At 65.1% G+C, this 15,463-nt stretch carries 14 protein-coding genes; 7 read left to right on the top strand and 7 right to left on the bottom strand.

The window, feature by feature from the left end:
* Positions 1 to 138: 138 nt before the first annotated feature.
* Positions 139 to 1,188 carry an AraC family transcriptional regulator gene (locus MYXE_RS20405; RefSeq protein ID WP_085196446.1) on the bottom strand — a complete coding sequence of 350 codons (1,050 nt, stop codon included), beginning with the start codon at positions 1,186 to 1,188 and terminating at the stop codon, positions 139 to 141.
* A gap of 151 nt (positions 1,189 to 1,339) precedes the next feature.
* Between MYXE_RS20405 and MYXE_RS20400 the strand changes: the two genes are divergently transcribed.
* From MYXE_RS20400 to MYXE_RS20385, 4 genes are all read left to right on the top strand, one after another.
* Positions 1,340 to 2,197, top strand: coding sequence for a MaoC/PaaZ C-terminal domain-containing protein (locus tag MYXE_RS20400; RefSeq protein ID WP_085196444.1), 858 nt, complete (start codon positions 1,340 to 1,342; stop codon positions 2,195 to 2,197).
* 11 nt (positions 2,198 to 2,208) lie between these two features.
* Positions 2,209 to 3,408, top strand: a complete 1,200-nt coding sequence (locus MYXE_RS20395) for a lipid-transfer protein (RefSeq protein ID WP_085196442.1) — start codon at positions 2,209 to 2,211, stop codon at positions 3,406 to 3,408.
* A gap of 37 nt (positions 3,409 to 3,445) precedes the next feature.
* Positions 3,446 to 4,324 (top strand): SDR family oxidoreductase, encoded by an 879-nt coding sequence (locus tag MYXE_RS20390; RefSeq protein WP_085196440.1) that lies wholly within the window; start codon positions 3,446 to 3,448, stop codon positions 4,322 to 4,324.
* Positions 4,325 to 4,758: 434 nt separating this feature from the next.
* Positions 4,759 to 6,672 carry a flavin-containing monooxygenase gene (locus tag MYXE_RS20385; RefSeq protein ID WP_112650231.1) on the top strand — a complete coding sequence of 638 codons (1,914 nt, stop codon included), beginning with the start codon at positions 4,759 to 4,761 and terminating at the stop codon, positions 6,670 to 6,672.
* Between the two features lie 22 nt (positions 6,673 to 6,694).
* On the opposite strand, the gene MYXE_RS20380 is transcribed toward MYXE_RS20385, so the two are convergent.
* From MYXE_RS20380 to MYXE_RS20360, 5 genes are all read right to left on the bottom strand, one after another.
* Positions 6,695 to 7,549, bottom strand: a complete 855-nt coding sequence (locus MYXE_RS20380; RefSeq protein WP_415624499.1) for a metal-dependent hydrolase — start codon at positions 7,547 to 7,549, stop codon at positions 6,695 to 6,697.
* A 135-nt stretch (positions 7,550 to 7,684) separates the two neighbouring features.
* The gene (locus MYXE_RS20375; RefSeq protein ID WP_085196437.1) at positions 7,685 to 8,383 is read right to left on the bottom strand and encodes a TetR/AcrR family transcriptional regulator; all 699 of its coding nucleotides are present in this window, start codon (positions 8,381 to 8,383) and stop codon (positions 7,685 to 7,687) included.
* A 264-nt stretch (positions 8,384 to 8,647) separates the two neighbouring features.
* Positions 8,648 to 10,525: a GMC family oxidoreductase gene (locus MYXE_RS20370; RefSeq protein WP_085196435.1), complete on the bottom strand. Its 1,878-nt coding sequence runs from the start codon at positions 10,523 to 10,525 to the stop codon at positions 8,648 to 8,650.
* Positions 10,522 to 10,851: a hypothetical protein gene (locus tag MYXE_RS20365; protein ID WP_003919686.1), complete on the bottom strand. Its 330-nt coding sequence runs from the start codon at positions 10,849 to 10,851 to the stop codon at positions 10,522 to 10,524. Before MYXE_RS20365 ends, MYXE_RS20370 begins: the two co-directional genes overlap by 4 nt.
* On the bottom strand, positions 10,848 to 11,798 hold the full coding sequence (locus MYXE_RS20360; protein ID WP_085196448.1) for a hypothetical protein: 951 nt from the start codon (positions 11,796 to 11,798) through the stop codon (positions 10,848 to 10,850). The genes MYXE_RS20365 and MYXE_RS20360 overlap by 4 nt, the downstream gene beginning before the upstream one ends.
* A gap of 28 nt (positions 11,799 to 11,826) precedes the next feature.
* Between MYXE_RS20360 and MYXE_RS20355 the strand changes: the two genes are divergently transcribed.
* Positions 11,827 to 12,558 carry a FadR/GntR family transcriptional regulator gene (locus MYXE_RS20355; protein ID WP_085196433.1) on the top strand — a complete coding sequence of 244 codons (732 nt, stop codon included), beginning with the start codon at positions 11,827 to 11,829 and terminating at the stop codon, positions 12,556 to 12,558.
* A 3-nt stretch (positions 12,559 to 12,561) separates the two neighbouring features.
* On the opposite strand, the gene MYXE_RS20350 is transcribed toward MYXE_RS20355, so the two are convergent.
* Positions 12,562 to 13,356 (bottom strand): hypothetical protein, encoded by a 795-nt coding sequence (locus MYXE_RS20350; protein WP_085196431.1) that lies wholly within the window; start codon positions 13,354 to 13,356, stop codon positions 12,562 to 12,564.
* A 100-nt stretch (positions 13,357 to 13,456) separates the two neighbouring features.
* Between MYXE_RS20350 and MYXE_RS20345 the strand changes: the two genes are divergently transcribed.
* Together MYXE_RS20345 and MYXE_RS20340 are read left to right on the top strand one after the other, a co-directional pair.
* Complete coding sequence (locus MYXE_RS20345; protein ID WP_003919682.1) at positions 13,457 to 14,476, top strand: Ppx/GppA family phosphatase; 1,020 nt, start codon at positions 13,457 to 13,459, stop codon at positions 14,474 to 14,476.
* Positions 14,473 to 15,462: a hypothetical protein gene (locus MYXE_RS20340; protein WP_085196429.1), complete on the top strand. Its 990-nt coding sequence runs from the start codon at positions 14,473 to 14,475 to the stop codon at positions 15,460 to 15,462. The genes MYXE_RS20345 and MYXE_RS20340 overlap by 4 nt, the downstream gene beginning before the upstream one ends.
* The last annotated feature ends 1 nt before the right edge of the window (position 15,463 follow it).

Raw genomic sequence — 15,463 nt, 5'->3', positions numbered from 1 at the left:
AGATATTGACAATTGCTCGCCCCGATCGAGGGTGCCTTCAGGCGCGACGATGCCGTCTTCGGGGTGACCGGCGTGTGACCGAAGCGCTCACCACAGTGGCCTATTCTTGCGGGAGTTAAGCTTATTCTTCACCCGGGTCTAGGGACGCGACCGGCGGCGACGACTCTGCCCTTGCTGCCCGCATTCAACGGCGCCCCGCGGCAAGTACGAACCGGGACTGCAGCCGGTCCACCGCCGAAACGCCCGGGTGAATGCGCTCGGTTCGGAGAAGCCCAGCCGCCGCGAGAGCGCTGTAACGGTTTCCTCGCCGCGGACCAAGCTTGCGATCGCGGCATCGCGCAGGAGCGCCTCGCGGATCTTTCGAATGGACGTATGTTCATCACGAAGTCGCCGACGCAGGGTTTGCGGGCTCATCGCAAGGCGAGCAGCGATCTCGTCGGCGGTCGACCATTGCCCGTTGACACCTTCAGCCAAGATCCGGCGGACTTGGTCGCTCATCGACGAGCCGTAGTCGCGACGCAGCAGGAGGCCGGCAGGCGCGCGCCGCAGGAACTCGTCTAGTTCGACTTCGGTGCGAATGCACGGCATAGCGAGCATCTTCGAGTCAAACACCACCGCGGCGGTGGGTGCCGCAAACACCACCGGAGCACCGAAAATCACGTCGTAGTCGTCGATCTCGTCGGGCTGGGGATAGGGCACCTCGACCCGGCGAAGGGGTATTTGCCTCCCGATCGCCCAGCTGGCGAACCGGTGGCCAGCAGCCAAAAGTGCATCGATGATCAGCTCATCGTGTTGCTTTATCACGGTCAACTCCGTCGATACCCTGACTTCTCTGGGACCCGCCGAGACGACAATCGATGGGAACCCGGGGACGGCCTTGGCAAGCTCAACGTAGCGTCGCAGGACCGACCCCAAATCTGGAGTCCCGACAAGGGCGTAGGAAATGAGCCGCATCGTCCCGCGCGGCACCGGTGCCAACCCCAGCCCCATGAGCTCGTCGTCAGTGGTGCGCCACAACGCGCGTATCAGGTCAGCGAACTGCTCCATCGAAATGCGCGACCGTCCCTCGGCGACGAGCACAGGCGAGATCCCAACCTCCTGCAGGAGCGTGTCGATATCCCATCCCTGGCGAGCGGCCAATTCGATACAGGCTTGAGCTCGACGCATTGGAATCGTGTATTCGGTCACCGGCAATTGGCTCCTCGGGGGCGATCGGCTCCAAGACTTACCGTAACGGCGTGAGCAGTTCGGTCAAGCGATCGAAACGTTCGGTCAGCGGAAACAGGCGCTGCTGCTTCTAACGTCGGGCCCACTGGCTTTCGACAAGCGAGGAGTAAGCATGACTGCTGATGATGGCTTCAACCTTTCCCGGCTCGGTACGTGGACCGACGAACGGGAGTTCAAGGTCGACGCTGAACGTACAATCGCCTACGCCGAGGCAACTAACGACCGGATCAGCGCACACCTGGACGGAAGCTTGGCGCCCCCGGTATTCGCGGTGGTACCAGTATTTCAGATCATGGGCGAGGCGACCATGTCAGTGGTACCGGGCAATTTGATGACCAAAGTCCTGCACGGCGAGCACGACTTTCGGCTGTACCGGCCTATCGAACCCGGCGAGGTACTGACCGTGCGCGCCAAGCCCATCGGCATATCCGGCAAGGACTCGGGCGTTGTCGTGACAACACTGGCCGAAACTCGTGGTTATCGGGGTGATCTGGTCAACGAACAATACTTTGTCGGATTCTTCCGCGGCGGGGTGTTCGACGGCACCGTCGGTGTCCCAAGCCCGGGCCACACCTTCGACGAGTCCTTGCGCAACCGCGATCCGGACCTGACAGCGGTGCAACGCTTCGATGAGGACCAAACCTTTCGCTACTCCGGACCGGCGGGTGATCCGATGCCGATCCACCTCGATGACGGCTTCGCCAAGTCCGTGGGACTGCCCGGCATCATCATCCACGGCTTGTGCACCGTCGCTTTCATATCCCACGCACTGATCACCAATATCAGTCCCGACGATCCGGCGCGGTTGAAGCGGCTGGCAGTGCGGTTCAGCAAGCCTGCCCGGCCCCAGGAAACAATCACCACCAGGATCTGGCGCACCGGACGTGAGACCTATGCGTTCGAAACCGCTGGCGATGAGCACCCCGACAAGTCCGTTATCACCGACGGTCTAGCCGGATTCGCCCCATAACAGGAACAGCCATGCCCAACAAGGTCTTCGTCATCGGTGTCGGTATGACTAAGTTCGACAAACCTGGCCGCCGGGAGGGCTGGGACTACCCGGCCATGGCCAAGGAGGCGGGGATTGCGGCACTGGCGGACGCCGGAATCGCCTATGACAGAATTGAGCAAGGCTACGCGGGCTTTTGCTTTGGGGAATCGTGCTCGGGCCACCGCGCCGTCTACGAGCTCGGGTTGACCGCGATACCAGTGTTCAACGTCAACAGCAACTGTTCCACTGGATCGAGCGCGCTGTTCCTTGCCGCGCAGGCGATTCGCGGCGGTATAGCCGACTGCACACTGGCGATCGGCTTTGAGAAGATGGCACCCGGTTCTCTCGGCAGCACATATAACGACCGTGAGCAGCCGATGCAGCGACACATGATGGCCATGGCTGCGCTGCGCGACTTCCACTTTCCGCCTGCTCCATGGATGTTCGGTGCGGCGGGCCTCGAGCACAACGAGCGGTACGGCTCGACTGTCGATCACTTTGTGAAAATCGCGGTGAAGAACCACCGCCACTCGATGAGCAATCCGTATTCGCAGTTTCGCGAACCTTACACCGAAGAACAGATCAAGGCCGACAAGATGATTTATCCGGCCGCGCAACTGACCCGGTCGATGTGCTCACCGACTTCAGATGGATCCGCCGCCGCGATCGTGGCGAGCGAACGCTTTGTCGCCGACAACGACCTCCACGCACGGGCCGTCGAAATTGTTGGCCAGGCGTTGGTTACGGACGTGCCGGGCACCTTTGACAGCAACAGCATGGCGACGCTCGTGGGCGTCGCGATGAGCCGCAAAGCGGCACAGCGGGTTTACCAGCAGGCCCAGATCTCGCCTGATGACGTCGACGTGATCGAGTTGCATGATTGCTTCGCACCGAACGAGCTGCTCACCTACGAGGCGCTCGGCCTGTGCGGCGAGGGCGAGGGTCACAAACTGGTCGACGCCAATGACACCACCTACGGCGGGCGTTGGGTGGTCAACCCGTCAGGCGGACTCATCTCCAAGGGCCATCCGCTTGGAGCAACAGGTTTGGCGCAATGCGCCGAACTGACCTGGCAGTTGCGCGGCCACGCCGCCGAAAGACAGGTCCAAAACGCGAAGGTCGCGCTGCAACACAACATTGGTCTTGGCGGGACGGTCGTCGTCACCGCCTACCGGCCTGCCCAACGCTGAAACGACATCGCACTGCAACAGACCAGGAGGCACCAACATGGGTTTATTGGAAAATCGAGTTGCTATCGTAACCGGAGCCGGTCGTGGCATCGGCCGCGCGCACGCATTGTTGTTCGCTCGCGAAGGCGCCAGCGTGGTGGTCAACGACCTCGGCGGAAACAACGAGGGCGAAGGCGCCGATACGACTCCGGCCCAGGAGGTTGTTAATGAGATCGCCGCGTCGGGCGGCAAGGCGATCGCCAACACCGACAGCGTTGCGGACTGGGAAAACGCCAGGAAGCTGGTAGATCAAGCGATTGCGGAATTCGGTGGCCTGGACGTTGTCGTCAACAACGCGGGCATCCTGCGTGACGGTTTCGTTGCTGGACTCGACGAGGCGCAGTGGGACGCGGTGATCGAGGTCCACCTCAAAGGACATTTCAACCTGCTCCACCACGCCGCTTCATTTTGGAAGGCCCAGTCAAAGGCCGGTAACCAGCCGAACGCCGCAGTGATCAACACTGCCTCGGCGTCAGGAACCACCATGGTCAATCCTGGCCAGGCCAACTACGGCGCCGCTAAGGCAGGTATCGCGGCGTTGACGCTGGTAGCGGCGGCCGAACTCGAACGGTACGGCGTGCGCGTCAACGCTATTGCGCCGGTAGCACGGACGCGGCTGACGCTGGCCACGCCTGGCCTTGGCGCGATGTTCGCTCGCGAGGTGCCAGCAGGCGCGTTCGACACATTCAGCCCGGACAACATCGCGCCGATCGTCGCCTATCTCGCCAGCCAACAGTGCCCGCTGACCGGCAAGGTGCTGGCGGTGCAGGGTGGAGCGGTGTCGCTGCTGCAAGGCTGGACGATTGAGAAGACCGTCAAGACCGACGGGCCGTGGGTACTCGACGAGCTGCCCGGACAACTCGACGGCTGGGTATAGCGTTGAATGAGAAGGAATTCCATGGATAGCGGATACCTGCTTGGCATCGGACTGACTGACGAACACATTGAATTGGCAGCGGCAATCCAGGGCTTCGCGGACCGAAATCTCAGTCGGCGGTGTGCGAGGCGTTGCGAAGCCGGACCGGTCACCTGAGTTCTGTAAGGCGCTCATACAACTACGACGAAGCAAATTCATTACCTCGCAGTTGTATCAGCAGATCATATCTTCCGGTCAATGACTCTGTATGGCTGCACGACCAAAGTGGGTGGAACCTAACATTGTCGCTGACGAATGCTGGGTCTGGCGTGCGACCATGAGCCGTCGGGTTGGGGAGACCACCGTTGATGGCTTGTCAATTGACAGGGGCGCTCACTTCGTACACGGCCACGGTATGGAGCAGCGTGACTTGACTTGAACACGATGGGCGGCCAGTGATTCATCAACGAGAAGTCGATCGGGCACGACTGGTTGCCGCCGCGCGCGGCGGCAACATGCCGACACTGATCATGGTTCTCTACCAGCTGACCGGCGACGACCGGTGGCTCCAGCCGCCGTATGCGCCGACGCGTAACCGTGGCTTGGGTCCGCATGACGCCGGGGGCCTGTCTGAAGCGGTGCGAGATGAGATCGCCGAGGCCGTGGCCGATGCGGTAACGGGATGGGCCGACAGCGCTCCTGCGAAGGTTGCTTGTCCGTCTCCTGAGGAGTGTGCGCACATGTTGAGCGTCTCGATGGGCGAAGAGGTCCCGCTCGAATATGGTCGACTTGCCGCCGAGGAACTGGTCGCGCCTGAGGTGGTATGGCACCCGAGCCCGCGAGCGGGGAGCTGGCCGTCGGTGATCATCATCGGTGCCGGTGTGTCGGGGCTAGCACTCGCGGCACGTCTACGTGAAGCGGGCATCTCGCACGTGATCGTCGAACGCAATGCGGATGTCGGTGGCACTTGGCTGCGAAACGCCTACCCGGGCTGCGGAGTCGACATACCCAGCCATCTCTATTCGCTCTCGTTCTTTCCGCGTAACTGGTCAGCGCATTTCGCCAAACGTGAAGAGCTGTTGGACTATTTGCGTGATTTCGCTGACCATTTTGGCCTGCGCGACAACATCCGCTTTGGGACCGAGGCATTGGGCGCGGAGTACGACGAGTCCGGTCAGCGCTGGATTGTGCGTGTGCGGGACCGGGAAGGAAACGAAAGTGAGTTGGCGGGTGACGTACTGGTCACCGCAGTCGGGCTGTTCAACCTCCAAGCGGCCCAGATCAGCCGACAGAACGAGTTTACCGGCACCGTAGTACATTCCGCATCATGGCCTCGCGGCCTGGAATTAAGGAACCGACGGGTGGCGCTGGTGGGAACGGGTGCCAGCGCAATGCAAATCGTGCCCGCCATTGTCGACGAGGTCGCCACACTAACAGTGTTTCAAAGATCTCCCGGCTGGGTCGCTCCTGCCGAGAACTACTTCGAGCCGATGGGCAAAGACGCACGCTGGTTGTTCGACCATGTCCCGTACTACCGCCAATGGTATCGGCTCCGGCTGGCTTGGACGTGGAACGACCGGGTGTACCCGTCGCTGCAGATCGACCCTGGGTGGGTGCACCTTGACCGGTCGGTCAGCGCCGTCAACGACGCTCATCGGGCGTATTTCACTCGCTACATCCGCACCGAACTAAAGGGACGACCCGACCTGCAGCAGGCGCTGATACCTACTTATCCGCCGTACGGCAAGCGAATGCTACTGGACAACGGTTGGTATCGGGCACTCACCCGGCCGCACGTCGATGTGGTGACGGAACCTGTCGCTAGTTTCAGCCCCACAGGCTTGCGCACAGTCTCGGGCACGGAGTATCAGGCGGAGATCGCCGTGTTGTGCACCGGATTCGCCGTCGCTCGGTTCTTGGCGCCCATGCAGATCCGCGGCCGAGCAGGACAGGCATTGCATGCGCGCTGGGGGCAGGACGATGCCACCGCTTATCTGGGCATTACTGTTCCGGGTTTTCCCAATCTGTTCTTGATGTATGGCCCCAACGTCAATCCTGGCGGCGGGAGTTACATGTTCATTGCTGAATGCCAGGCGCGCTATATCACCAGCGCCGTGTGCCAGATGCGTGACCGCGATCTTGGCGTGTTGGAGTGTCGGTCCGACGTGCACGACGAGTACGTTCGCCGCGTCGATGACGCCCATAGCCGGATGGTCTGGACGCATCCTGGGATGACGACTTACTTCCGCAACCAGGCCGGACGGGTGGTCACCAACTCACCCTGGCGTGTCATCGATTACTGGGACATGACACAATTTGCCGACATCACCGACTTTCACATCGAGCCCCGGGTCGCGGGCGGAGCCTGAAAACGCCCGGTTGGGGGACGGTTCAGCGCAAGTGGTCGAGGAGGGCGCCCTCGGAGCCGAAAAGCTCTTGCCTCCAACGCTGCAGCAGCGCCGTCGTGTCGATGTCGTCGGGGTGGAAGCCCCGTCGCAGGTACTTGGCGGCGTCGCGCAGCGTGCCCTTCAGTAACGGTCCCCGGTACAGCTCGCGCATCTCCCGAGCCACCCGAAGCGGGTGTCGGCGCGCCACCGGATCATAGGCCAGCGAGATCGCCAGTTCGATTGTCACCAGCGGGATGGTCAGCGCAATCAGAACGGCCATCACCGCGATTCGCATCCGCTCGGAGCCGCCGATTGCCCGGTAGACGTCGAAGGCCACCGACTTGTGCTCCAGCTCCTCCAGTGCATGCCACTTCAGCAGGTGCCAGATCTCCGGATCACCGGGGATCGCCTGGACTTCCTCACTGGACAGCACCCGTTGCGCAAGCATCGCGGTGTAGTGCTCCAGGGCGGCGGTGACCGCTAGGTGCAGTCGGGCGGGCACACGCTCTTCGAGTCGAATGACCCTGTCTTTCAATGGTTGTGAATCGTGCCATGCGATCGGGTAGCCCATTTCGACGAGCTTCTCGTTGAGATGGCGATGCTCCTGCCCGTGCGTTGATTCCTGGCCGATAAATCCGGCCACCCGCTTTTTCAAAACCGGATCGGTGATCCGATCGGCGACACGGCGCACCGAGCGAATGAAGGAATCCTCGCCGGGAGGAAAAACTCCGGACAAGCCGGCGACGAAATGGCTGAGTGCGATGTTGTCGTCGGCGAAGTACTTGCCCGACGCGTCGCTCTCGCCGAACCGGAACCGGATGCGTCGGGTCTTCGGATAGTTCTCGGGCGGGTACGCCACCGCGGCCTGCTGGTGTCCGCTCACCATGACCACCGTCCTTTGGTCGGACATGCAGTAACTAGTACTAGGAGTACCAGGTGTGGTAGATGACAGTACCCCCGGTCACGGGTTGTCCGCAAGGGTCGCTGATGGCCGTCATTGCGGTTGGGCGGACAGCTGCTCGTCGGGGTCGACGGCGATGCCTCGCTCGGCAGCGGTCGCCGCCAGTGAGCCCCAGACGAAGGTGGTCAGCTGCTCGACGAGTGCCGCCTTGCTGATCGTGGGCTCGTTCAGCCAGCGCAGCACACCGAGCGCCACCGCGCCGAGAAGAGCGTCGACGACGTATTGGAGGTTCTCGCTGTTTCCGCCTCGGGCTTGAACAATGCTCGCCACGACGTCGCACGTGGCGTTGGCAAGTGGCCTGCCGCCCTCGAGCAGGGCCTCGGTTGAGCGGCGTTCGGTGAACTGGGCGCCGACCAGAAAGCGAAAGAGGTTGGGCCGCTCGTCAACCAGGTCGACGTACGCGGCCACCGCTGAGCGAACCATGTCCAGCGCGGTGCCCGCGATGCTGAAACGCGGCACGACCCGCTCGAGCACCATGGCTTGCACGCGTTCGCCGACCGCGCTGAACAACGTGTCCTTGTCGGTGAAGAACCGGTAGAGCTTCGGCCGGGTGACACCCGCGGTCTTGACGACGTCGTCGATGGACAGGTCCGGTCCGTATTCCTCGATCGCCCGAAGGGTGGCCTCGACTAACTCGGCCCGTACGGCCGCTCGGTGCTCACGCCAGCGATCGGCCCTGGCATCCCCGGTCAATTCGGGGAGGCGCCCGTGACCAGCAGCCTCCGTCGACACCAGCCAATGGTATTCCGTTGACCTGCTGCTACAGCGCCGTTGCAACGGTTTGTACGACGTGCCGATGCAGCCGATTACACAGCCCAGGCCACGCGGCGACGCCGCATCTCGTATGCCGTGCGCCGTTGCCCGGGATCTGCTGGTGGCCTCTCTCCGCTTGCGTTGGCCCGACTGCGCTGGTGTGCGATCTGCTACGCCAATGGGCCCAATCCCTCTCGTCTTCGGTAACCGTTTGCGGGAGTATGGCTTTGAGTCCGCTGTCGTTCAATTCACCGCTCCCCGCTCGGCGAGCAGTTCTTCGGCGACGGCCTGGGCGAGCGCCATGATCGACAGCTGCGGGTTGACCTCCGGGCAACTGGGCAAAATCGACGCGTCGGCAACCCACACACCGTCGACACCACGCAGCCGGCCGTGCTGGTCGACCGGGCAGCGCTGCTCGTCGGCGCCGGCGGCCGCGGTCCCTGTCGGATGGAATGCGGCCAAGTGCAAGCTTTTCGGGTCGGCATCGCGCAGGGCGTCGCGCAGTGCGGGCAGTGAGGTCACCGTCGGGGCAGCGGGCAGCCCGGTCAGCAGCTCGACCGCGCCGGCGGCGAACAGCAGCCGGCCCATGGCCTCGATCGCGGTTAGGAGTTTGGCCGTGTCGGCCGGGGCAATGTCGTAACGCAGCATGCTTTGGCCGCGCAGGGAAAGCACCCGCCCGACACCTTGGTCGGCCACCATCGCCCCCAAAGTCGCAACGTGCGATGCACGGTCGAGCCAGCCCAACAGCTCGGCGCCGTAACCGGGAAAGACCATCGAACCCATGCCGGGAGGTGTCGACGTCGCCTCGATCAGCACGCCCGACGACGAATGCAGCTCGTCGCTGGCCGCGCTTTGCAGCACCCCGCGCCACGCGTAAACCTCGCCCTGGAAGCGGCCGGCCACCATCAGCGCCGGATGCAAGGCCAGATTGCGGCCCAACCGCGGATGTGCACCAAGGTCGCTGCGCCGCAATAGGTTTGGTGTCTCAGTAGCGCCAGCGGACACCACGACGGTATCGGCGAGCACATCGAACGCGGTGCCGTCAGGCCGTCGAGCCCGCACCCCGCGCGCACGTCCGTCGGCGTGCATCACCCGTTCGACGCGGGCATCGCAGACGATGCGGGCGCCCGCGGCGCACGCCTGCGGCAACGCGTTGAGGTGCACACCGAACTTGGCGTTACGTGGACAACCAATTGCGCACTGGCAGCAGGCATCACAGCCCGGCGCATTGCGGGGAATCGGCGCCGCGTGCCAGCCCAGCGCGGCTGCGCCTTCGAGCAGCAGCCGACCGTTGCGTCCCATGATCTCCAGCGGCACCGGCGCCACCTGCAGGGTGCGCTCGACGTCGTCGAGGTGGCCGGCCAGCCGGTCGGGGTCGGCCAGCGACAACCCGAACTCGTCGCGCCAGCGCCGCTGGACCGTCACCGGCGGGCGATAGCAGGTGCCGGAGTTGACGACGGTGGTGCCACCGACCGCGCGCCCGATCGGCAGCACCACGGCCGGGCGTCCCAGCGCGATCGTCGCCCCCGCCCCGCGGTACAGGCCGGCGTAGCGGTCGATCGGGTGCCGGGTGCGGAACTCCTCGACGGTCCAGCGTCGGCCTTCCTCGAGGACGACGGTCTGCAGACCGGCGCGAGCTAAGCCGCGGGCCGCCATCGCCCCGCCCGCACCAGAGCCGACCACCACTGCGTCGGCCCGGACCACTGACGGGCTGTCGACCGATGGCCTGACGTCCAGCGCCGCGTCGGGGCGGGCGACGTCGTGTTCACCGGCGCGGGCAAGCAACTCCGGTGCGTAGGTGTCGGCACCGTTGGCGAGCAACACGATTGCCTTGAGCCCCTCGATGGCCGCACCGGCATCGGGGCTTAGCGCGGCAACGCGGCGCAACAGCTGTGCGCGCGCGTTCGGGCTCAGCCTCGACAGCGAGCGGCCGGTGCTGAGATAGCTTGCAGCGGCGAGACTCAACAGCCCCGCCCGCACCGCATGCCGCGAGCCCGCCGGCAGCTGCGCGACGTAGCGCTCCACCCGTTCGACGAGCTGAGCAGATGGCGGGCCGCCGCACTCCTCAGGCAGCAGCGCCGCACCGAACGCCGCAGTTGCTCGCTCGGCCAGACGGCTCATAGCATGCGCCCGAGCCACCGACCAAGCTTGAGGAAGAACGGATACGTCGCGAAGATGCCACCCGCCAAGGCATGCATCGGCCAGCTCAGCTCTTTGGTGTCGACGCCGAAAACCCCACTGTTCCACATGAAGTCGCGTCCGTTCTGGGCGCGGAACGGTCGCCACAGCAGCCCGAGGCCGGGCACGTTGTGGTACAGCCCGAACGAGCCGCCGAAGAAGACGCCCAGGGTGGCGGCCTCGGCGACGTCACGGCGGTCTTCGGGCACGGTGCGTTCGATCAAGACCCCGGAGGCCAGCAGCATCGGCGGGTCGAACAGGAAACTCATGCGGGGGTCCTTTCGTTGACGGTGGGCGCTTGCGCGCCGCGCAAACCCACTTCGGCATGGCCGGTACCGAGCACCGACCACCGCCGGTCGCCGAGCTCGACATGGATGTCGGCTTGCTCGGTGTTGGTGCATACCGCGGTGGCACCGTCGGGATCGGTGTATTGCAGGCTTACGCAACGGCTTTCCGGTTGATCCACCCGGATGAGCACATCGCGTCGGCCGATGCGGCCCTCCAGCTGCCAATGCCGCACGCCCAGCGTCGTTCGCATCCGCAGCGACGGCAAACCGCTTGCCGGCCAATCCTTTCCGTCGATGCGGAACCGGACGAACGCCATCGGCGCCAGCCTTTGCAGTCCCGGTGTGTGCGATACCGCGGTGACGACCTCGACCACGTCGCCGTCACCGAGATCAGCGTGCAGCCACCCCCAACGTTTGGCGTTGCCGCGCCCGTAGATGTGGGCCACCCCGCCCCGCCAGCCGTCGAGCCGGTGGCCGGCGTCGGCAACGGTGAGCGAACCGGTGAACTGCGCGGTCGGAGCCAGCACTACCTGCGCGCCCGGCAGCAGCTCGCGCTCCCAGGCCAGCCGCGGAAAAGTCCACAGCGGTGCGCCGGTGTCCTTCCAGTGCAGCTGCCAGGTCAGCGATCCGGCTTGTCCGGACAGTTCTTCGAACGCGGCCCGTACCCTGCTCGCGTCGAACCAGGCAGGCCCGGCCACCGGCTCTACCGGCTCCGGTCCGAACCGCTCGGTGCGCGGCGCGCCGTCGGCCGGAAACCAGGTCGCCCAGCCGTGCCCGTATGGGGATCCGCTGGTAGGTGCCACGATTTCGTGATGCAGCCACAACCCGGCGCGGGTTACCGGGTCCGACAATGTCGCGTACCAGACTTCCAGGCGGCCAGGCTGACCTCGCCAGCGCGGAGCGGCGGCCGATCGCAGTTCGTCGTTCATGGTCGCGTCCACTATATTGGTTGAGCCAATGAACCAGTCAACCCCGTTTTCGCCGCCGGATCGGCAACGCCTCGACGAACAGATCGCCACGTCGATCGCCGACGCCATCCTCGACGGGACGTTTCCGCCCGGCTCGACGCTGCCCCCGGAGCGCGAGCTTGCCGAGCAATTTGGCGTCAACCGCACCTCCCTGCGCCAGGGATTGGCGCGGCTGCAGCACATGGGACTGATCGAAGCCCGGCACGGCAGCGGCAACGTGGTCCGCGACCCCACCGGTCTCACCCACCCGGCGGTGGTGGAGGCGCTGGTGCGCAAGCTAGGACCGGACTTCTTGGTGGAGATCCTCGAACTGCGGGCGGCGTTCGGCGCGTCCATCGGCCGGCTCGCCGCCGAGCGCGCCAACCCCGACGACGTCAAGTCGCTCCACGCCGCGCTGACGACGGTGCAAGACGCCGATACCGCGCGGGCGCGCCAGGAAGCCGACCTCGCCTTCTTCCGCGTGCTCGTCCACGCCACCCGCAATCGCGCGCTGGGACTGCTGTACCGCTGGGTGGAGCAGGCGTTCGGGGGCCGGGAGCACGAGCTCACCGCGGCCTACGACGACGGCGGCGTGGTCCTGGCCGAGCTGCGGGCAATCACCGAGGCGGTGGGAACGCGCGATGCAAAGGCCGCCGCTACCAGCGTCGAAGCCTATCTGCAGTCCAGCGCCCTACGCATGGTGGAGTCCTACAAGGCCACGTACCGCGAAGCGGAGAGCTAGCCGCTATTCGGCCGCCCTGGTTGCCGGGTGTACGGCCACGAGTCCTAACTGGTTGCGCCGCTTGCACATTGCCGCCATTTCGGCGTACGCCTTGTCGCCGATTAGTTCGGTGAGTTCCGCGGCGAGGCTTTCCCAGACCTGCTTGGCGCCGACGTGGGCGGCGGGGTCACCGGTGCAGAACCAGTGCAGGTCGGCACCACCGGGACCCCAACTGCGGCGGTCGTATTCGGTGATGGTGGTCTTGAGGATTTCGCTGCCGTCTGGCCGAGTAACCCATTCCTGGCTGCGCCGGATCGGCAATTGCCAGCAGACGTCGGGCTTCATGGTCAACGGTGCCACTCGGAGCTTGAGCGCCTTGATGTGCAGCGCACACCCGGCGCCCCCTTTGAACCCGGGCCGGTTCAAGAAGATGCACGCGCCCTTGTATTTGCGCGTGCGCCATTGCTGTTCGTCGTCGTGCTCGTCAAGTTCCAGATAGCCCTTGCGGCTCAGGCCTTGTTCGCGGAATTGCCATTCCTTGTCGGTCAACTTCGACACCGCGTCGTCGAGCCGGGCGCGGTCGTCGTCGTCGCACAAAAACGCTCCGTGCGAGCAACACCCGTCGTTGGGGCGTCCGGCCACCGTGCCCCGGCAGGCCGGGGTGCCGAACACGCACGTCCAGCGCGACAGCAACCAGGTGAGGTCCGCGGCGATCAGATGCTCGGGATTGTCCGGGTCGTAGAACTCCACCCATTCGCGGGTGAAGTCCAACTCCACCTCACCCGGGTGGTCCGGCTGGGAGGCTGCCACGGTCTCCACCGTAGAGGAAAATGTCTTTCGCTCAACGTCACGCGCCGCGTCGGAACGACGCGCGTCTCCTGACGCCGTCACCTGCCTAGACGCCACGTAATGTTGTCTCGTGCGGTTGGGTGTGCTCGACGTGGGCAGCAACACGGTTCATCTGTTGGTGGTGGATGCTCGTCGCGGCGGGCACCCGACGCCGATGAGTTCGACCAAGGCCACGCTGCGGCTGGCCGAGGCCATCGACAACTCCGGCAAGATCACCCGCAAGGGCGCCGACAAACTGATTTCGACCATCGACGAGTTCGCCAAGATCGCGGTCAGCTCGGGCTGCGCCGAGTTGATGGCCTTTGCCACCTCCGCGGTTCGCGACGCCAAAAACTCCGACGACGTGCTGGCCCGGGTGCGCGCCGAAACGGGAGTCGAGCTGCAAGTGCTGCGCGGTGTCGACGAGTCGCGGCTGACCTTCCTGGCGGTGCGCCGCTGGTACGGCTGGAGCGCGGGGCGGATCGTGAACCTCGACATCGGCGGCGGCTCCCTGGAGCTGTCCAGCGGCGTCGACGAGGAACCCGACGTCGCGCTGTCGCTGCCGCTGGGCGCCGGGCGGCTGACCCGCGAATGGCTGCCCGACGACCCGCCGGGCCGGCGAAGGGTGGCCATGCTGCGCGATTGGCTCGACACCGAGCTGGCCGAACCCAGCGCGATCGTGCTGAAAGCCGGCAGCCCCGACCTTGCGGTGGCGACGTCGAAAACGTTTCGCTCGCTTGCCCGTCTCACCGGCGCGGCGCCGTCAGCGGCCGGCCCCCGGGTCAAACGGACGCTGACCGCCAACGGCCTCAGACAACTCATAGCTTTCATCTCTAGGATGACCACCGCTGACCGTGCAGAACTGGAAGGAGTGAGCGCCGAGCGGGCACCGCAGATCGTGGCGGGAGCCCTGGTGGCGGAGGCGAGCATGCGTGCGCTGTCGATAGAAACGGTGGACATCTGCCCATGGGCACTGCGCGAAGGTCTCATCTTGCGCAAACTTGACAGCGAAGCTGACGGAACCGCCCTAGTGGAGACTTCCGTGGGGGATGCTGTTAGCCAGCAAGTTGATCGGGCTGTGGTTGACCGATCGAGAGGCGACACACGATGACTGGAACACATGAGGGCCACAGCACCCGGCCGATCTCGGTGGCCGAATTGTTGGCCAAAAACGGCACCATCGGCGCGCCACCACCCGCCGGCCGTCGTCACCGTCGGCGCAACAACAGCGAGGCGGTGACCGTCGCCGAACTGACCGGCGAGATCCCCGTCGTGCGCGACGACGACCACCACGACGAAACCGAGCACGTCGAGCCCACCACGGGTGCCCTGCGCAGCGCCGCAGCCGACCGGCTCGCCGAGCCGCCCACAGATCAGCGCGCCGAAGAGCGCTCCAGCACCCAATACTGGTCGGAGCCGCAGCCGCGCTGGCCCGAATCCCCGCCGCTGTCTGCCCGCGACGTCAGACCGAGCCGCAGCCCCTACCCGCGGCCGGTTCGCCAGGTCGCGCCCAGCGACGCCGACCACGATGAGGCAGATCCGCAATCCGGCGCCGAGCGGATGAGCCCGGACCCGCCGGAAGACTATGCCGAGATACCGGTGGACGTGATGGACACCGAGGTCCGTGAAGCCGAGCCGGCACACGAGGACTCCGCGTACGTGCGGTCCTACCTGCGCGGCGCGGGCCCGCGGCTCAGCGGCAAGACCGCGGATGGGCACACCGGGTCGCGGCTGGCCGAACTGCCCGACGCCGACGAGCTCGACGAGCACTACGCCGACACCCCTGACGAGGTCGACGAACACGACGAGTACGCATATGCCTGGACCAACAAGACCGAGGCGTTGCTGCACGGCGGACTGGTGGTTGTCCAATCGATCCTGGCGGTGGCATTCGGCGCCGGGCTGTTCATCGCGTTCGACCAGCTGTGGCGGTGGAACAACATTGTGGCGTTGGTCTTGTCGGTGCTGGTCATTCTCGGCCTGGTGGCGGGGGTAAGGGTGGTCCGGCGGACCGAGGACATCGGCAGCACGCTGACCGCGGTGGCAGTCGGGGCATTGGTCACGCTGGGGCCGTTGGCACTGTTGCAGTCGGGCTAGG

The sequence above is a fragment of the Mycobacterium xenopi genome (assembly GCF_009936235.1).
In the GTDB taxonomy this organism is placed as follows: domain Bacteria; phylum Actinomycetota; class Actinomycetes; order Mycobacteriales; family Mycobacteriaceae; genus Mycobacterium; species Mycobacterium xenopi.
The sequence above is the reverse complement of the archived record's forward strand: the minus strand, read 5'-3'. Positions and strand labels throughout refer to the sequence as shown.